The organism is Hoeflea sp. (assembly GCF_984452065.1).
Genome location: NZ_CFHWAF010000055.1, coordinates 12,837 through 28,195, shown reverse-complemented (window position 1 = coordinate 28,195; position 15,359 = coordinate 12,837). Strand labels below are relative to the sequence as shown.

13 protein-coding genes are annotated in these 15,359 nt (G+C 63.0%); 2 read left to right on the top strand and 11 right to left on the bottom strand.

The window, feature by feature from the left end; all coding sequences use genetic code 11:
• From AC5E6N_RS12380 to mutS, 3 genes are all read right to left on the bottom strand, one after another.
• A partial coding sequence (locus AC5E6N_RS12380) for a metal-dependent hydrolase (RefSeq protein ID WP_491748098.1) occupies positions 1–400 on the bottom strand: 400 nt, incomplete at its 3' end.
• 74 nt (positions 401–474) lie between these two features.
• Complete coding sequence (locus AC5E6N_RS12375) at positions 475–816, bottom strand: hypothetical protein (RefSeq protein WP_491748097.1); 342 nt, start codon at positions 814–816, stop codon at positions 475–477.
• A gap of 67 nt (positions 817–883) precedes the next feature.
• Positions 884–3,592, bottom strand: coding sequence for a DNA mismatch repair protein MutS (gene mutS / locus AC5E6N_RS12370; RefSeq protein WP_491748096.1), 2,709 nt, complete (start codon positions 3,590–3,592; stop codon positions 884–886).
• A 225-nt stretch (positions 3,593–3,817) separates the two neighbouring features.
• On the opposite strand from mutS, the gene AC5E6N_RS12365 reads away from it, so the two are divergent.
• Positions 3,818–6,103 (top strand): NADP-dependent malic enzyme, encoded by a 2,286-nt coding sequence (locus AC5E6N_RS12365; RefSeq protein ID WP_491748095.1) that lies wholly within the window; start codon positions 3,818–3,820, stop codon positions 6,101–6,103.
• A gap of 57 nt (positions 6,104–6,160) precedes the next feature.
• Here the strand turns inward: AC5E6N_RS12365 and olsB are convergent, their stop codons facing one another.
• The 5 genes from olsB to AC5E6N_RS12340 form a co-directional block, all read right to left on the bottom strand.
• On the bottom strand, positions 6,161–6,976 hold the full coding sequence (olsB, locus tag AC5E6N_RS12360) for a l-ornithine N(alpha)-acyltransferase (RefSeq protein ID WP_491748100.1): 816 nt from the start codon (positions 6,974–6,976) through the stop codon (positions 6,161–6,163).
• Positions 6,977–7,160: 184 nt separating this feature from the next.
• Positions 7,161–8,156, bottom strand: coding sequence for an acrylyl-CoA reductase (NADPH) (gene acuI / locus AC5E6N_RS12355; protein ID WP_491748094.1), 996 nt, complete (start codon positions 8,154–8,156; stop codon positions 7,161–7,163).
• A gap of 39 nt (positions 8,157–8,195) precedes the next feature.
• The gene (gene lspA / locus AC5E6N_RS12350) at positions 8,196–8,711 is read right to left on the bottom strand and encodes a signal peptidase II (RefSeq protein ID WP_491748093.1); all 516 of its coding nucleotides are present in this window, start codon (positions 8,709–8,711) and stop codon (positions 8,196–8,198) included.
• A gap of 1 nt (position 8,712) precedes the next feature.
• Positions 8,713–9,555: a TrmH family RNA methyltransferase gene (locus AC5E6N_RS12345; RefSeq protein WP_491748092.1), complete on the bottom strand. Its 843-nt coding sequence runs from the start codon at positions 9,553–9,555 to the stop codon at positions 8,713–8,715.
• A complete protein-coding gene (locus AC5E6N_RS12340) occupies positions 9,552–10,625 on the bottom strand; it encodes a class I SAM-dependent methyltransferase (protein ID WP_491748091.1) in 1,074 nt (357 codons plus the stop codon). The genes AC5E6N_RS12345 and AC5E6N_RS12340 overlap by 4 nt, the downstream gene beginning before the upstream one ends.
• A 207-nt stretch (positions 10,626–10,832) precedes the next feature.
• On the opposite strand from AC5E6N_RS12340, the gene AC5E6N_RS12335 reads away from it, so the two are divergent.
• Positions 10,833–11,282: an SRPBCC family protein gene (locus AC5E6N_RS12335; RefSeq protein WP_491748090.1), complete on the top strand. Its 450-nt coding sequence runs from the start codon at positions 10,833–10,835 to the stop codon at positions 11,280–11,282.
• Between the two features lie 30 nt (positions 11,283–11,312).
• Here AC5E6N_RS12335 and AC5E6N_RS12330 read toward each other — a convergent pair whose 3' ends face one another.
• The 3 genes from AC5E6N_RS12330 to lhpI all read right to left on the bottom strand — a co-directional run bounded on the left by AC5E6N_RS12330 (position 11,313) and on the right by lhpI (position 15,355).
• Positions 11,313–13,016: an ABC transporter permease gene (locus tag AC5E6N_RS12330; RefSeq protein WP_491748089.1), complete on the bottom strand. Its 1,704-nt coding sequence runs from the start codon at positions 13,014–13,016 to the stop codon at positions 11,313–11,315.
• A 149-nt stretch (positions 13,017–13,165) separates the two neighbouring features.
• Entirely contained in the window at positions 13,166–14,188 is a 1,023-nt protein-coding gene (locus AC5E6N_RS12325; RefSeq protein ID WP_491748088.1) for a Fe(3+) ABC transporter substrate-binding protein, read from the bottom strand.
• 186 nt (positions 14,189–14,374) lie between these two features.
• Positions 14,375–15,355, bottom strand: a complete 981-nt coding sequence (lhpI, locus tag AC5E6N_RS12320) for a bifunctional Delta(1)-pyrroline-2-carboxylate/Delta(1)-piperideine-2-carboxylate reductase (RefSeq protein WP_491748087.1) — start codon at positions 15,353–15,355, stop codon at positions 14,375–14,377.
• Between the last annotated feature and the right edge of the window lie 4 nt (positions 15,356–15,359).

Here is a 15,359-nt window from a genome sequence, read left to right as displayed (position 1 = left end):
GGTCGATGATGAAGATGGATCCGACGCCGATCGGGTCGGGATAGAACGGCCAGAAGAGGCGGGTTCCGTAAACGGTCATCGCATCGATCATGGCGTGCGTCGAGAAGCACAGGAAAACGGTCAGCCAGACCCTGGCTCTCATCCCTCTGAGCGGGTTGACGAGGCGGACGAGGAGTTCGCCGACCACCGGCGTCGCGACCGCGTGAACGAACACCGAATGGGTCCACCCGCGATGGAAGACGAAGGCATCGACGGGATTGTCGACGGGCAGAAGGACGTCGAGGTCCGGTATGGTGCCCAGGATGCCGCCAAGAAGCGCGGCTTTGCGCGGCCCGAGTTTCTTGCCAAGGCACAGCGCGGAAATCGCCGCCCCGAGGGTGAATTGTGTCAATGAATCCATCGGGTCTTTCGGTCCCCTGGCAGCGTCGGATTATGGCTTGCCGGCTGCGGTTGTCGTTGTTGCGGCCATCCGGTTCAATCGACAACCCGGAACCGGACACCCTCGGAGCTGATATACCGGTTGGTCCCCGTTCGACGAAAGCTGACACAGCTGGTGCCCTTTGCCGGGCCGCGGGGAAATGTCGAACATATCCTGTTTCCACGCGCCTCCCACGTGCCGTTCATGGATCCGAGCAGGGACCTGGCCGACACCACGCCACCGTCCATGTAGAGCATGGTCACCCTCATTCCAAATCTGTGCGTGACGATGGTCCTGTTCAACATCTCGGCTTGTATCTGGTCGGCGGTGAGCGTGTCGGCCGCAGCGTTCGGCGCCGTGATCAGGACCAGCAGCCATATCCAGACGTAACGTTTCATGTACAGTCGCTCGGCAACCATCAATCTGACCCTTGGAGGTAGGGCCGGCCATGCGGTCTTTCTACCGCTATTTGCGCGCGCCCATCTTTCCCCGCAGCATGTAAAGCGCTTCCAGCGCCTCGCGCGGGGTCATGTCGTCCGGGTTGATATCGCCGAGCGCTGCCTCGACCTCGCTGGGCCCCGCTTGTGCCGGGCGCTCATGCCGGACGTCAGCGGAGAACAGCGGCAGGTCGTCGATGAGCTGATGGGCGGGGCTCTGGCGCTCGCCCTCTTCCAGTTGGCTGAGGACGTCGCGTGCACGAGCGACAACGGCCTCGGGCAGGCCCGCGAGCCGCGCCACCTGGATGCCGTAGGATCGGTCGGCCGCGCCCGGCCCGACCTCGTGCAGGAAGATGACCTCTCCTTCCCATTCCTTGACCCGCATGGTGGCGTTGGAGAGCCGCCCGAGTTTTTCGGAAAGCACCGTCAGTTCGTGAAAATGCGTGGCGAAGAGACCCCGGCAGCGATTGACCTCGTGCAGGTGCTCGACGGCGGCCCAGGCGATGGAAAGCCCGTCGAAGGTTGCCGTCCCGCGGCCGATTTCATCGAGGATGACCAGTGAGCGGTCGCTCGCCTGATTGAGGATCGCGGCCGTCTCGACCATTTCGACCATGAATGTCGACCGGCCGCGGGCGAGATCGTCCGACGCGCCGACCCGCGAAAACAGCCGGTCAACGACGCCGATATGCGCGCTGCCGGCAGGAACGAAGGACCCCATCTGGGCCATGATGGCGATGAGCGCATTCTGGCGCAGGAAGGTCGATTTGCCGCCCATATTCGGCCCGGTCAGCAGCCAGATCGCGCCTTCCTGCGCGTCGTCTTTCGGCGACAGGTCGCAATCATTGGCCACGAACGGGCCCTCCGCCTGGCGCCGCAGCGCCTGTTCGACGACCGGGTGGCGTCCCGCGACCACATGGAAGGCCCGCGATGTGTCGACCTGCGGTCTGCAATAGCCCTGCTCATCGGCAAGCCGCGCCAGCGCCGCCGAGACATCGAGAACGGCAAGTGCCCCGGCCGCGCCGGTGATCGCCTCCGCCGCTTCCACGACAGCCGCCGTCAGCCCGTCGTAAACCTCGAATTCGATGGTCAAAGCCCGGTCGGCGGCATTGGCGATGCGGCTTTCCAGATCCGCGAGTTCCGTCGTGGTGAAGCGCATGGCGTTGGCCATGGTCTGCCGGTGGATGAAACGCGCCTTTGCATCGTCGCTGTCGGTGAGGGCGGCGGAATTGTTCGCGGTGACCTCGATGAAGTAACCGAGCACGTTGTTGTGCTTGATCTTCAGCGATTTGACACCGGTCTCTTCGGCATATTGAGCCTGCAGTCCGGCAATCACCTTGCGCGATTCGTCGCGCAGTGCCCGCATCTCGTCAAGTTCATCATGGTGTCCGTTGCGGACAAACCCGCCGTCGCGACGCAGAAGCGGCAGTTCGTCGGCCAGTGCGGTATCGAGCCGTTCCAGCAAGGCGGGCGGCAGCGCCGCCAGTTGCGCGACCGCGTGGCCGATCTCGTCCGGGACATCGCTCCCGCCGAACAGAGCGGCGATGGTTTGCGCCATCTGCAGGCCTTGGCGGATGGCGCCGAGATCGCGCGGTCCGCCCCGGTTGAGCGCGATGCGCGACAGGGCGCGTGGCATATCGGGAGCAGACTTCAGGCCATCGCGAATGTCGCCGGCAAGCGCCGGCTGCGTCAGCAGCCAGGAGACCGCTTCGAGCCGGAGATCGATCAATGCCGGATCGGTCAGCGGCGACATCAGCCGCTCCGCCAGCAACCGGCCGCCTCCGCCGCTCACCGTGCGGTCGATGGCATGAAGAAGGCATCCCTTGCGGTCTCCCGAAAGCGTGCGCACGAGCTCAAGATTTGCCCGTGTCGCCGGATCGATGAAAAGGCTCGATCCGCCGCTCTCCCTTTCCGGGCGGCGCAAGGGCGGCCGCTCGGCAAACTGCGTCTTTTCGACATAGGCGATCGCCGCCGCTGCGGCCGCCAGTTCCGCGCGGGAGAACGTTCCGAAACCGTCAATGGTTGAAACGTCGAAGAACCGTTTGATGCGGCCTTCCGCGCTGGAACTGTCGAACAGCACCGACGGTTGCGGTGAGACGGCCGGCCCGATCAGTTCGAAGACCGGACGCAGTTCGTCGTCGTAAAACACCCGGTCCGAGACGATCAGCTCCTTCGGATCGACACGCATGACATCCGCCGCGAGACGGTCCTTCGCGGTTTCGGCGAGCCGGAAGGTTCCGGTCGATATGTCGACCCAGGCGAGCGCGAAGCCGCCGCCGCTCTGTCCCTTTACCCGGGCGAGCGCCATGAGATAGTTGGATTCGGCAGGCGAAAGAAGTTTTTCCTCCGTCAGCGTGCCGGGCGTCACAAGGCGCACGACGTCGCGCCGAACCACCGATTTGGCTCCCCGTTTCCTGGCCTCTGCCGGATCCTCCGTCTGCTCGCAGACCGCCACCCGATAGCCGCGTGCGATCAGCTTCTGCAGGTAGTCGTCCGCGGCATGGACCGGGACGCCGCACATGGGAATATCCTCGCCCAGATGCTGGCCGCGTTTTGTCAGCGTGATGCCCAGCGCCTTCGCCGCCTCGACCGCATCGGAAAAGAACAGCTCGTAAAAATCGCCCATCCGATAAAACAGCAGGGCGTCCGTATAGTCGGCCTTGATCTCGATGAACTGTTCCATCATCGGCGTCGCCGCGGCCCGGCTTTCCCGGGAAGCCAGTTTGTCGGTGGTGATCATTCCTTTGTCATTCCCGGCATGCGCCCTGTCGTCGCTCTGCGACATTATCGCCGCTGATGCACGCGATAACAGTGCATTGGCTGTTGGCACTTTCAACCATTTCGTTAAGCTGCATCAGCGCTGGCAGGCTTTACACCGGCCAGTACGCACACTAACCGTGCGGCGGCTGCAAAAACAACAGGTGCGGAGACAGGAATACGCTTCGCCCACAACAGGTTGGAAGATATGCCCGAGACCAGCAAAGCGTCACAGACGATGGCAACCATCACCGAGCAGGAGGCGCTGGAGTTCCACGCCCGCGGCAAACCGGGAAAACTCGAGGTCAACGCCACCAAGCCGATGGCGACGCAGCGCGATCTCTCGCTCGCCTATTCGCCCGGTGTCGCTGTGCCGGTCAAGGCCATCGCCGACGACCCGTCCCGCGCCTTCGACTATACCGGGCGCGGCAACCTCGTCGCGGTGATATCCAACGGAACGGCCATTCTCGGCCTCGGCAATCTCGGCGCGCTGGCGTCGAAGCCGGTCATGGAAGGCAAGGCGGTTCTCTTCAAGCGTTTCGCGGATGTGGACTCCATCGATCTCGAGGTCGGCACCGAGGACATCGACGAATTTGTCAATTGCGTGCGCCATCTCGGTCCCTCCTTCGGCGGCATCAACCTCGAGGACATCAAGGCGCCGGACTGTTTCATCATCGAGCAGCGCCTGCGCGAGGTCATGGATATCCCCGTCTTTCATGACGACCAGCACGGCACGGCGATCATTGCCGTTGCCGGTCTGATCAATGCCCTTCACCTGACGGGCCGTGACATGGAGACAACCAGGCTCGTGTGCAACGGCGCCGGCGCCGCGGCCATCGCCTGTGTCGAGCTGATCAAGTCCATGGGCTTCAAGCCGGACAACATCACGCTGTGCGACACCAAGGGCGTGATCTACCAGGGCCGAGAAGAGGGCATGAACCAGTGGAAATCCGCCCATGCCGTCAAAACCGAAGACAGAACGCTGGCCGAGGCGGTCAAGGGCTCCGACGTGTTCTTCGGATTGTCGGTCAAGGGCGCGTTGACCGAGGACATGGTCCGTTCGATGGCCGACAACCCGATTATCTTCGCCATGGCCAACCCCGATCCGGAAATCACGCCGGAGGAGGTATCGCGCATACGCGAGGACGCCATCATGGCGACCGGCCGGTCCGATTATCCCAATCAGGTCAACAACGTTCTGGGCTTTCCCTATATCTTTCGCGGTGCGCTGGACGTGCGCGCATCGACGATCAACGATGCGATGAAGATCGCCGCGGCCGAGGCGCTCGCCCATCTGGCGCGCCAGGACGTGCCCGACGAGGTCGCGACGGCCTATCGCGGGAACAGGCCCCGTTTCGGACCGCAATACATCATTCCCGTTCCCTTCGATCCGCGTCTGCTGTCGGATATCCCGAGGGCGGTCGCCCGGGCGGCGATGGATTCGGGCGTCGCCCAGCGCCCCATCCTCGATCTTGAGGCCTATGGGCGCGAGCTCTCCGCCCGCCGCGATCCGATCGCCTCGACCCTGCAGCGCATTTATGAGCGTGTGCGCCGTCAGCAGCGCCGTGTTGTCTTCGCCGAGGGCGAGGAAGAGCAGGTCATGCGCGCGGCGGTGACCTATGTGAATCAGAATCTCGGCACCGCCATTCTGCTCGGACGCTCGGAGCAGATGGAAGAGGTTGCCAGACACGCCGGCATCGATCTCGACAGGCCCGGCCTCGAACTCGTCAACGCGCGCGTGTCGCATCGGGTCGAGGCCTACACGGAATATCTTTATGCGCGCCTGCAAAGGAAGGGTTATCTCTATCGTGACTGCCAGCGCCTGATAAACACCGACCGCAATCATTTCGCCTCCTGCATGGCCGCGCTTGGTGACGCCGATGCGGTGGTCACGGGCACCACGCGCAACTATTCGACGGCGCTCGACGATGTGCGCCGGTGCATCGATGTCAAACCCGGCCACCGGGTGATCGGCGTCTCGCTCGCCCTTTGCCGCGGCAGAACGGTTCTCGTTGCCGACACGGCAGTCATCGACATGCCGGACTCCGAGGAACTCGCCGACATTGCCGAGGAGGCCGCCGGCGTTGCCCGCCGGCTTGGCTATGAGCCGCGGGTGGCCATGCTTGCCTATTCGACCTTCGGCCATCCGCCCGGCGAACGCGCGGAGAGGGTGCGCGAGGCGGTCTCGATACTGGACCGGCGGCGGGTCGATTTCGAATATGACGGCGAAATGGCGGCCGATGTCGCACTCAATCTCGACGTCATGCGGCAATATCCGTTCTGTCGCCTGTCGGGTCCGGCCAATGTCCTCGTCATGCCGGCTTTCCACTCGGCGTCGATTTCGACCAAAATGCTCCAGGAACTCGGCGGTTCGACCGTTATCGGACCGCTGCTCGTCGGTCTCGACAAATCGGTGCAGATCGTCTCCATGGGCGCGCGCGACTCAGACATCGTCAATATGGCGGCGATCGCCGCCTACAATGTCGGCAGCTGACCGGCGCAAAAAGGCGGGCGTCTATGGCCCGCCTTTTACCGGAACGTATCCGGGCTTTCAGGACGCGAAGCGGCTGGCGTCGGCGCCGTAATAATTCAGATAGCGCGAGTCGATATTCGAGATCGGCAGCACCACCATCACGTCGGTCGTCCCGAACGCATGGTCGATCACCGCGCCGTCGCCGATCACCGCGCCGAGCCTCAGATAGCCCTTCAGAAGGGGGGGGAGGGCCGACATGGCGCTGCGCGCATCGACGGCTTCCTTCGGCATCAGGTCCATATTGTTATAGAGCTCCGGCCGCGCGCTGACCGACCACTCACCGCTCGCCAGCCGGTTGTGATAGAGGAAGGACAGGGGCAGGGCATGGGCTTCGGGTCTTATGCCGGGCATGGACGCGCAGCCGAACATGGCGTCGATGCCGTGTTCGAGCGAATAGGCCCAGTTTCCCTGCCACAGAAGTTCGACGGTGCGGCGGGTGCGATATTGCGGCAGCACGCAGGAGCGCCCCAGTTCGAGGAAGCGCTTTTCGGGGTGCCGGGCAAGCATGTCGTCGATGGCGAACTCGGAGGTCGAGTAGAAGCCGTCATTCGCGCGTGCAGCGTCCTGGCGCAGAAGCCGGTAGGTGCCGACGATCTGCTCTTCCGGACTGCCGACAATGGTGCGGTCGAAAACAAGCAGGTGATCGCAAACCGCGTCGAACGCATCCATGTCGCGTCCGCGGCGCATGGATTCGGGCGGCAGAACCGCACCCATTTCCTTGGCGAACACGTTGAAGCGGACGGCCTGGGCCGCCTCGATTTCTTCCTGTGTGCACGCCAGGCGGGTCTCGAGATCGCCAATCCGGCCCAGTATGGCGGTTTCTTCCTGCATCATTTCAAGCGCCGGCCGCGTCGATTTGGCCGGCAATGTGTGGCGCATGTTCAGTGTCATGGCAAATCAATCCCGTGAACGAGTCATGACGCTCATTAAGCAGAACAATACGACAAAGCAGTGACATGCCGTCACTGCCTTTCCACGATAAGTTGTCGTCGTTAATGTATTTCACCCTTTGCAGAAATCATTTTTCCATATCAATGACGACGCGCCCCCTGATCTTGCCGTCGATCAGCGCGGCTGCTGTCGGAATGATATCATCAAACGCAATGGTTTTCGATAGAGCATGAAGTTTGCCCAGATCGAGATCGGTGCCGAGCCGGCGCCATGCCTCCTCCCTTAATGCACGCGATGCCATGACGGAATCGACGCCCAGAAGCGCGATGGCCCGCAAAATGAACGGCATGACGGTGGCCGGAAGATCCATGCCCTGCGCCAGGCCGCATGCCGCCACCGCGCCGCCATAGCGGGTCATCGCGATCACGTTTGCCAGCGTGTGGCTGCCGACCGAATCGATACCCGCCGCCCAGCGCTCCTTGCCGAGCGGGCGTCCGGGTTCCGAAAGTTCCGCGCGATCGATGATTTCGGATGCGCCCAGCGATGTGAGGAAATCGGCCTCCGACGTGCGGCCCGTCGAGGCGATCACCTCGAAGCCGAGTTTCGACAGGACCGCAATGGCCACCGTGCCGACCCCGCCATTGGCGCCGGTGACGATGACCGGCCCGTCCTGAGGCGTCACGCCCTGCCGCTCAAGCGCCATGACGCACAGCATGGCCGTATAGCCTGCCGTGCCGATGGCCATGGCATCGAGCGCGCTGATGCCCTCCGGCCGGCGAATAAGCCAGTCGCCGTTGAGACGCGCGTAGCGCGCATGGGAGCCCGTATGCGTTTCGCCGACGCCCCAGCCGTTGAGGATGACCTGGTCGCCCTCCTTGAAACCGTCATGGCCGGACTGCACGACCGTTCCCGCGCAGTCGATGCCCGGTATCATCGGCCATCGCCGCACCACGGGCGCCTTGCCTGTGATGGCGAGGCCGTCCTTGTAGTTGACGGTGGTCGCGTTGACCTCAACGACGACATCGCCCTCCATAAGATCGTCGAGGCCGATCTCGCGGGTCTCGACGCTTTGAACCTTGTTTTCATCGCGATCGATGACGATGGCCCTGAACGGTTCCTGCATGCTTTATCCTCCGGTGACCGGCGGGTGGCCGGTTCTGTTTCAGGATTGTTCGGACTCCTCCGGTTCCTGCGGATAGATCCACTTGCCGAACACTTCGTCGATGATGATTGCGCCGGCGCCCAGCGTGATGAACGTGTCGGCGAGATTGAAAACCGCGAAATACCAGTTGTTTGTATGCAACAGGATGTAGTCGATCACATAGCCATAGGTCGCGCGGTCGATCAGATTGCCGATGGCGCCGGCGACGATCAGCGCGAACCCGATCTGGCTGATCCAGCGCTGCGGCGTGCTGCGGGCCCAGAGACCGGCGACAAATGCAATGACCACGAGCATCAGGGCGATCAGCCAGTTTTCGTTCATCCAGCTCAGCATGGAAAAGGCGATGCCTTCGTTGCGGGTATGGAATAGCGCGAAAAACGGCAGCACCTCGACCATTTGCTGAAGCGGCAGAAACTCCTCGACGGCCCATTTGACGGTCTGGTCGATGGCGACAAGCAGCGCAACCAGGGCCATCGCGTAGCGCGGGCGGGAGAACAATGACCGTGCGGCTTTCATCTCAGACCTCCAGCGCGTGTCTGCGTGCTTCGAACAGCATAATCCCGGTCGCCACCGCCAGGTTGAGCGAATCGGCGCGACCGGCTTGCGGAATACGTGCCAGCTTATCGCATCGCTGCGCAAGAGGTTCCGGAAGTCCGGCCTGTTCGTTTCCCATCAAAAGAATGACCGGGCTTTTCGCGTAGTCAATCATGCGATAGTCGATGGCGCCCTGAAGATGGGTGCCGACCAGCAGGGCACGGGTGCCGTCGCACCATTTGAGGAACCCGTCGGCGCCGGTTCGCGCAACCGGCATCGCGAAGACCGAGCCCATCGTCGCGCGCGCGGTCTCGATGGAAAACGGGTCCGTGCAGTCGCCGACCAGAATGACCGCGCTGGCCCCGGCGGCATCGGCCGTGCGCATGATGGTCCCGAGATTTCCCGGATCGCGCACCCGGTCGAGCGCCACATAGGTCTCGCCCGCTTTCGGCCTCAGGTCCGTCAGCGCCGTATATCGCTGTTCGAATACCGCGCAGACCATCTGGGGATTGTCCCGCCGTGTTATAGCGGCAAGCACCTTCCCGCTCACCTCCAGCACCAGCGCACCGGCTGCCACCGCGCGGGCCGCGAGAGGCGCGACGCCGGCTTTTTCCCTGGCCGATTTCGAATAGACCAGTGTACGGATGGTCCAGCCGAGATCCAGGGCGTCGATCACCAGTTTTTGCCCTTCGGTCAGGAAGAGGCCCGTGCGGTCGCGGTTCTTTTTGATCGCCAGCGCCCGGATGTCCTTGATCACTGGATTGGTCAGGCTGGTGATCTCCTTGACGCGGCCAACCCGTTTGCGCTCCTCCTGACGCCCGTTCATGGTGCCACCCAGCGGCTGAACAGCGAGGTCGGCAAGGCCCGGCCCGCCGATTGTTCCCGCAGGATGAGCTCGCCCGATTCCACCGTTCCTGCGGCCCCGCGCATCGTCTCGCGCAGCAATTCGTGGATCGAATAGAAGGATGCCCGGATCGAATAGGCCGTCAGCACCAGGGCAAGCGGCCGCTCGCTCAATATCGAGCGGCAGATATCGAGCATGGCCGGCAGTTGCTCGAACAACTGCCAGACTTCGCCGTTGGGGCCGCGGCCGAATTTCGGCGGGTCCGCAAGGATGATGTCGTAGCCGCTCGCCCGCCGCTCCTCACGCGCGATGAACTTCATCGCATCGTCGCAGATCCAGCGGATCGGCTTGTCCTCCATCTGCGCCAGCGCCTGGTTTTCGCGTGCCCAGCCGATCGCCTTCTTCGATGCGTCGACATGGGTGACATGCGCCCCGGCCGCTGCCGCAATGAGAGAAGCGACGCCCGTATAGCCGAAGAGATTGAGGACCTTTATGGGGCGGTTGCTGGCGGCGATCTGTTCGCGCATCCAGCGCCAGTGTGCCAGTTGCTCAGGAAAGACGCCGACGTGACGGAACGCGGTAAAGCGGCCGTGAAAATCGACATCCATAAGGCGCATCGGCCAGGTTTCGCCCAGCGGCCCGGCGGGAAACCGCCACCGGCCCATCCCGTCCTCGTCGGTGTCGCCGGTGAAGACGCCATCGGCCCTTTGCCACGCGCTGTCCTTGAGGCTGCGCGGCCAAAGCGCCTGGGCTTCGGGGCGGACAATGCGATAGGGGCCGTATTGCTCGAGCTTTTCTCCCTCACCGCTGTCGATCAGGCTGTAATCGTCATTCGGCTTCGTTTCGAGAATGAGCGGCACGTTCTGCGCGGGGCGCTCACCGCCGCGCGCGGCCCGCCGTGTATCGCCAGGCATTTGAGCAGCGCGGCGAGCCTCGTGGTCGCTCTTTTCCAGTTCACCCCGTTTGGCGGCAGCACCCGATTTGGCGCGCTGCCGGTTCTGCGCTGGCTTGCCTTGCCTGCCGCCGGACTTTCCTCTTTGTTTTTCTTTCAATATTTTCGACCGCCCGATGATTGCGCCCTTCAAAAAACAGTGCCAAGCAAATAGCATCGCCCGACGCCCCGGCAAAGGCATTTTGTCCTGGCTCATCTCGCTCCGGCCAAAACAAACCGCCGTGCCCGCCCGTGCCGTCGCGACGATTTCCATTCGGCCGGCTTTTCGGTATCAAGGGATCGTCTGCGGTAAACACGGGAGGGGAATATGGAGATGAACGGTGAAGAGCGGATCGCCGCCCCGCGGGATGCGGTGTGGGCCGCGCTCAACGATCCGGATGTGCTCAAACAGTGCATTCCCGGCTGTCAGTCGCTGGAAATGACCGGCGAAAATGAGATGGCCGCCTCGGTCAAGCTCAAGGTCGGGCCGGTTTCGGCGACCTTCAAGGGCGCGGTTGTGCTCGAAAACATCAATGCGCCGGAGAGCTACACGATCACCGGGGAAGGAAAGGGCGGCATCGCCGGATTTGCCAGGGGCGGTGCCGATGTGGTCCTGCGCGAAGACGGCGACGAGACGGTCGTCTCCTATGACGTCAAGGCGAAGGTCGGCGGAAAGCTGGCACAGCTCGGCTCGCGGCTGATCGATTCGACGTCGAAAAAGCTGGCCGCACAGTTTTTTGAAAGCCTTGGCGATGCCGTCGGCGGGCGCTCGTCATAGGATCGGCTGCGGTTCTCGGCTGGAATCGGCTCAATGCGTCTGGTTCACAAAGCGCGCCCCGGCGCCGGTGGACCGGCGCACGAGCGTCCGGCACAGGACAATGACCGGCAGCAAACCGACGGCAACGATTACCAGTGAAGGAACCGCGGCGCCGTCAAGCCGTTCATCGGCGGCAAGCCGGTGCGCCTGCACGGCCAGCGTATCGAAATTGAATGGCCGCATGATGAGGGTTGCGGGAAGCTCCTTCATCACATCGACGAACACGATGAGGAGTGCCGTCAGCACCGAAGGCAGGAGAATCGGCAAATGCACCTTGCGCAGCATGCCGACCGGCGACTCGCCCAGTGTCCTGGCAACCGCATCCATATGCGGATGAACCGTCACCAGCCCGCCGTCATAGGCATTGAGCGCGGCCGCCATGAACCGGACCATATACGCCATCACCAATACCGTGATCGTTCCGGTGAAGATCAGGCCGGTCGATACGCCAAACCAGTTTTCCATATGGTGATCGATCCAGTTGTCGAGACCTGCGAAGGGCACCAGAAGGCCGACTGCGATCACGCCGCCGGGCACCGCATAGCCGATCCTGGCAATGTGATCGCACCCCGCCGCAAGGCGGCCGGGGCGAAGACGCCGATAGGATGCGATAAGGACCGCCGCTCCCACGGTCACGACGGCCGCGGCGCTGGCCGCGACGATCGAATTGCGGATGAAGCCGAGATACCGGTCGGAGAAGAGATCCTGCTCCGATCCGATGCCCATCTCGAAGAGCACGACAAGCGGCAACAGGAAGCCGAACAGCACCGGAAACCCGCAAAAAGCGGCCGCGCCCCACCGCCGCCAGCCGGTCAGCACGACCGGATCGGGGCGTTCAAACCGCTTGCCTGCGCCGTAATTGCGCGCCGCACCGCGCTGGATCTGTTCCAACACCGCCAGCAGCAGGGCAAAACCCAGAAGGCAAAGGGCCAGTTGGGCCGCGGCGCCGCGGTCCGCGAATGAGAACCAGCTCGTATATATTCCGGTCGCGAATGTCTGCACGCCGAAATAGCTGACCGTTCCGAAATCGGCGATTGTCTCCATCACGGCAAGAAGCACGCCGCCGGCAATCGCCGGCCGCGCAACAGGAAGCGACACCTTCCAGAACGCGCCCCAGGGACCGCGGCCCAGCGTCCGCGCGGCGAGATTGGCTGTCGCCGACTCCTGCAGAAAGGCCGCCCGCGCCAGCAGGTAGACGTAAGGATAAAACACCAAAATCAGCATCAGTGCGGCACCGCCTGTGCTGCGGATCTCGGGAAACCAGTAGTCCCTCGGACCCCAGCCCATCAGCGATCGCAGCGTTGTCTGAACGATGCCCGGATGATCGAGGAAGTCGGTATAGGCGTAGCCCATTACATAGGCGGGGAAGGCAAAAGGCAGGGCCAGCGCGACTTCGAACATGCGCACGCCCGGAAAGCGGGTCATGACGACCAGCCAGGCCGCTCCGGTTCCGATGACGGCGGTGCCGATGGCCACCAGAACCACAAGGATCAGTGTTGTCATCGTATATCGCCCGAGAACGGTATCGATGAGGTGGGACAAGGTGTCGGTGGTTCCGAGCGCGGCGGCGATCGCCACGGCGACAATCGGCAACAAGCACAAAAGGGCGGCAGCAACCGCTCCGCCATAAAGGACCCGCTCCGCGATGCGGAACCGGGGCTTCCGGGACAGACCCGTATCAGGCTGTGCCGTCATTGCTGGCAGGTTTTATTCTCCCGGAGTTCTCTTCGCGGTCCGATCAGGTCGGCTGGCGCCACTGGCGCTCGTTTGCCAATAGCCATCGGGCCCCCTTAAGCCGGTCGGCAAGGGGGCCCGATGCACATCTCAAATTCGCCGCCGGAAGTCTATTCCCAGCCGGCTTCGTTAAGCACTTTCTGCGCCGACGGAATATTCGATGCGATTGCCGATGCATCGACATCGTCCGGCTTGAAGAAGCCGAGTTGCGCGACCGACGGGCTGATGGCAACGCCCGGCACGGCCGGATATTCGTCATTGCCGGCCGAGAAATACTGCTGCGCCTGGTCGGATGCGAGGTACTCAAGGAACTTGATCGCATTTTCCTTGTTCGGGGCATGCGCCGCGACGCCGCCGCCGGACAGGTTCATGTGGGCGCCGACGGAGTCCTGATTCGGAAAGACCCAGCCGATCATTTCGATGCTGTCGGACACGCCGTCAACCGGCTTGCGGATTGCGCGGGCGAAGTAATAGGTGTTCGACATCGCGATGTCGCACTCACCCGAGACGATGCCGCGCAGCTGGTCCGTGTCACCACCCTGCGGGGAGCGGGCGAAGTTGCCGACGACGGCCTCAGCCCACCCCCTGACCGCGTCTTCACCGAGATGCTCGATCAGAGCGGCGGTGATCGTCTGCGTGTAGACATTGGACGAGGAGCGAATGCAGATCTGGCCTTTGTATTTCGGATCGGCGAGATCCTGGTACGACATTGGCGGCTCGGACACATCGTTCTTGTCGTAGAAGAGGATGCGCGCGCGCTGCGAGAAACCGAACCAGTTGTTGTCGTCATCCTGAACATAGGCCGGCAGACGGGATTCCAGAACGGCGGACTCGATCGGCTGCAGAACGCCGGCTGCCTTTGCACGCTCGAGGCGCGAGGTGTCGACCGTCAGGAGAACATCGGCCGGGCTGTTGCTGCCTTCGGCTTCCATCCGGGCGATCAGTTCGTCGGCTTTGCCTTCGATCCGGTTGATCTTGATACCGGTCATTTCCTCAAAATCGGAATAAAGGCGTTCGTCCGTGTCGTAGTGGCGCGAGGAATAAAGATTCAGCTCGCCATCGGCGAATGCAAGCGGTGTCGAAGCAAGCAGGACGGCTCCGGCGAGACCTAGATGGGTGTACTTCAGGCGCATTATCGGCATCTCCCTTTACGGCCGGCCACATGATTTCATGACCGGAAAAATCATGTTAAATTTTACGAGCATCCGTCTAGGTTTTCAGACTTTTTTTGTCAAGTTTTTTCGCGGCCTGCGGGTCCGATGACAAGCACGATGAACCTTGCAGCGGTACAAATGTCTCCGCTCGGTCTGCCGAATTCATCAGTTACGGGCGGCGTTGCCCCCACAGCGCTGCCAGACGAGCATTCCGGCGGCAAAATCCTCGAGCGACGCGCCGGTGGACTTGAACAGCGTGATTTCGTCGTCCGTGCGGCGCCCGGCGTGTTCGCCGCGGCACAGCATCGCGAGCTCGGCGACGATGCTCGCGCGGTCGATGACGCCCGTCTCCAGGGGCTGCGTCACATCGCCGCCCTCCTTCAGGGCGCCGCCGAACGTGTCGACAAACACGGTGGCCCGGCGCACCGCTTCATCGTCGCTTTCGCGCATATCCGGCGCATAGGCGCCGACGAGATCGACATGCGCGCCCGGTTTCAGCCAGGCGCCTTCGACGAGCGGCTCCCGGCTGATTGTCGCGGCGCTGACGATGTCCGCCTCCCTGATGGCCGCGGCGCGATCTTCGCAAACGGTGACGTCAAAGGATTCATCCGCCAGGTCGTCCGCGAGCCGTTCGGCGTTCCCGATGTTGCGGTTCCAGACGGAAACGCGGCTGATCGGCCGCATGGCGGCGTGCGCGCGGATGAGATATGGCGCCAGCTTTCCGGCGCCGACCATGACCATATGGCTGGCCGACGCGGCCGCCAGATAGCGTCCGGCAAGCGCTGAGGCGGCCGCGGTGCGCCAAAGTGTCAGCTTCTGCCCGTCGATCAGGGCCAGCGGCGCGCCGGTCTTGCCGTCGGACAGGAGGTAGACGCCCATAACGGCGGGCAGGCCGATCGTGTTGTTGTCCGGACTGACGGTCACGATCTTGACCCCCATGAACCCGTCCGCCGCCATGTTTTCCTGGCTGAAGTCGCTCCAGGCCGGCATGAGAAGCATCGTGCTGTCGGCGCCTTGCGGCCGGGCAATGGTGTGATGGTGGCGAACCGGTGCCTCGACGCCGCCGCGAAACGCGTCGGCAAGCGCGTCGATCAGCCCCGGAAAGTCGAGCAGCCGGTCGATCTCTTCGGCGGTGATGATCCTCATGGGG

Excerpts from the sequence above, each read along its gene's own strand:
- AC5E6N_RS12375 (WP_491748097.1), bottom strand. The coding sequence starts at position 816 with ATGAAACGTTACGTCTGGATATGGCTGCTGGTCCTGATCACGGCGCCG.
- mutS (WP_491748096.1), bottom strand. The coding sequence starts at position 3,592 with ATGATCACCACCGACAAACTGGCTTCCCGGGAAAGCCGGGCCGCGGCG.
- AC5E6N_RS12365 (WP_491748095.1), top strand. The coding sequence starts at position 3,818 with ATGCCCGAGACCAGCAAAGCGTCACAGACGATGGCAACCATCACCGAG.
- olsB (WP_491748100.1), bottom strand. The coding sequence starts at position 6,976 with ATGATGCAGGAAGAAACCGCCATACTGGGCCGGATTGGCGATCTCGAG.
- acuI (WP_491748094.1), bottom strand. The coding sequence starts at position 8,156 with ATGCAGGAACCGTTCAGGGCCATCGTCATCGATCGCGATGAAAACAAG.
- lspA (WP_491748093.1), bottom strand. The coding sequence starts at position 8,711 with ATGAAAGCCGCACGGTCATTGTTCTCCCGCCCGCGCTACGCGATGGCC.
- AC5E6N_RS12345 (WP_491748092.1), bottom strand. The coding sequence starts at position 9,555 with ATGAACGGGCGTCAGGAGGAGCGCAAACGGGTTGGCCGCGTCAAGGAG.
- AC5E6N_RS12335 (WP_491748090.1), top strand. The coding sequence starts at position 10,833 with ATGGAGATGAACGGTGAAGAGCGGATCGCCGCCCCGCGGGATGCGGTG.
- AC5E6N_RS12330 (WP_491748089.1), bottom strand. The coding sequence starts at position 13,016 with ATGACGGCACAGCCTGATACGGGTCTGTCCCGGAAGCCCCGGTTCCGC.
- AC5E6N_RS12325 (WP_491748088.1), bottom strand. The coding sequence starts at position 14,188 with ATGCGCCTGAAGTACACCCATCTAGGTCTCGCCGGAGCCGTCCTGCTT.
- lhpI (WP_491748087.1), bottom strand. The coding sequence starts at position 15,355 with ATGAGGATCATCACCGCCGAAGAGATCGACCGGCTGCTCGACTTTCCG.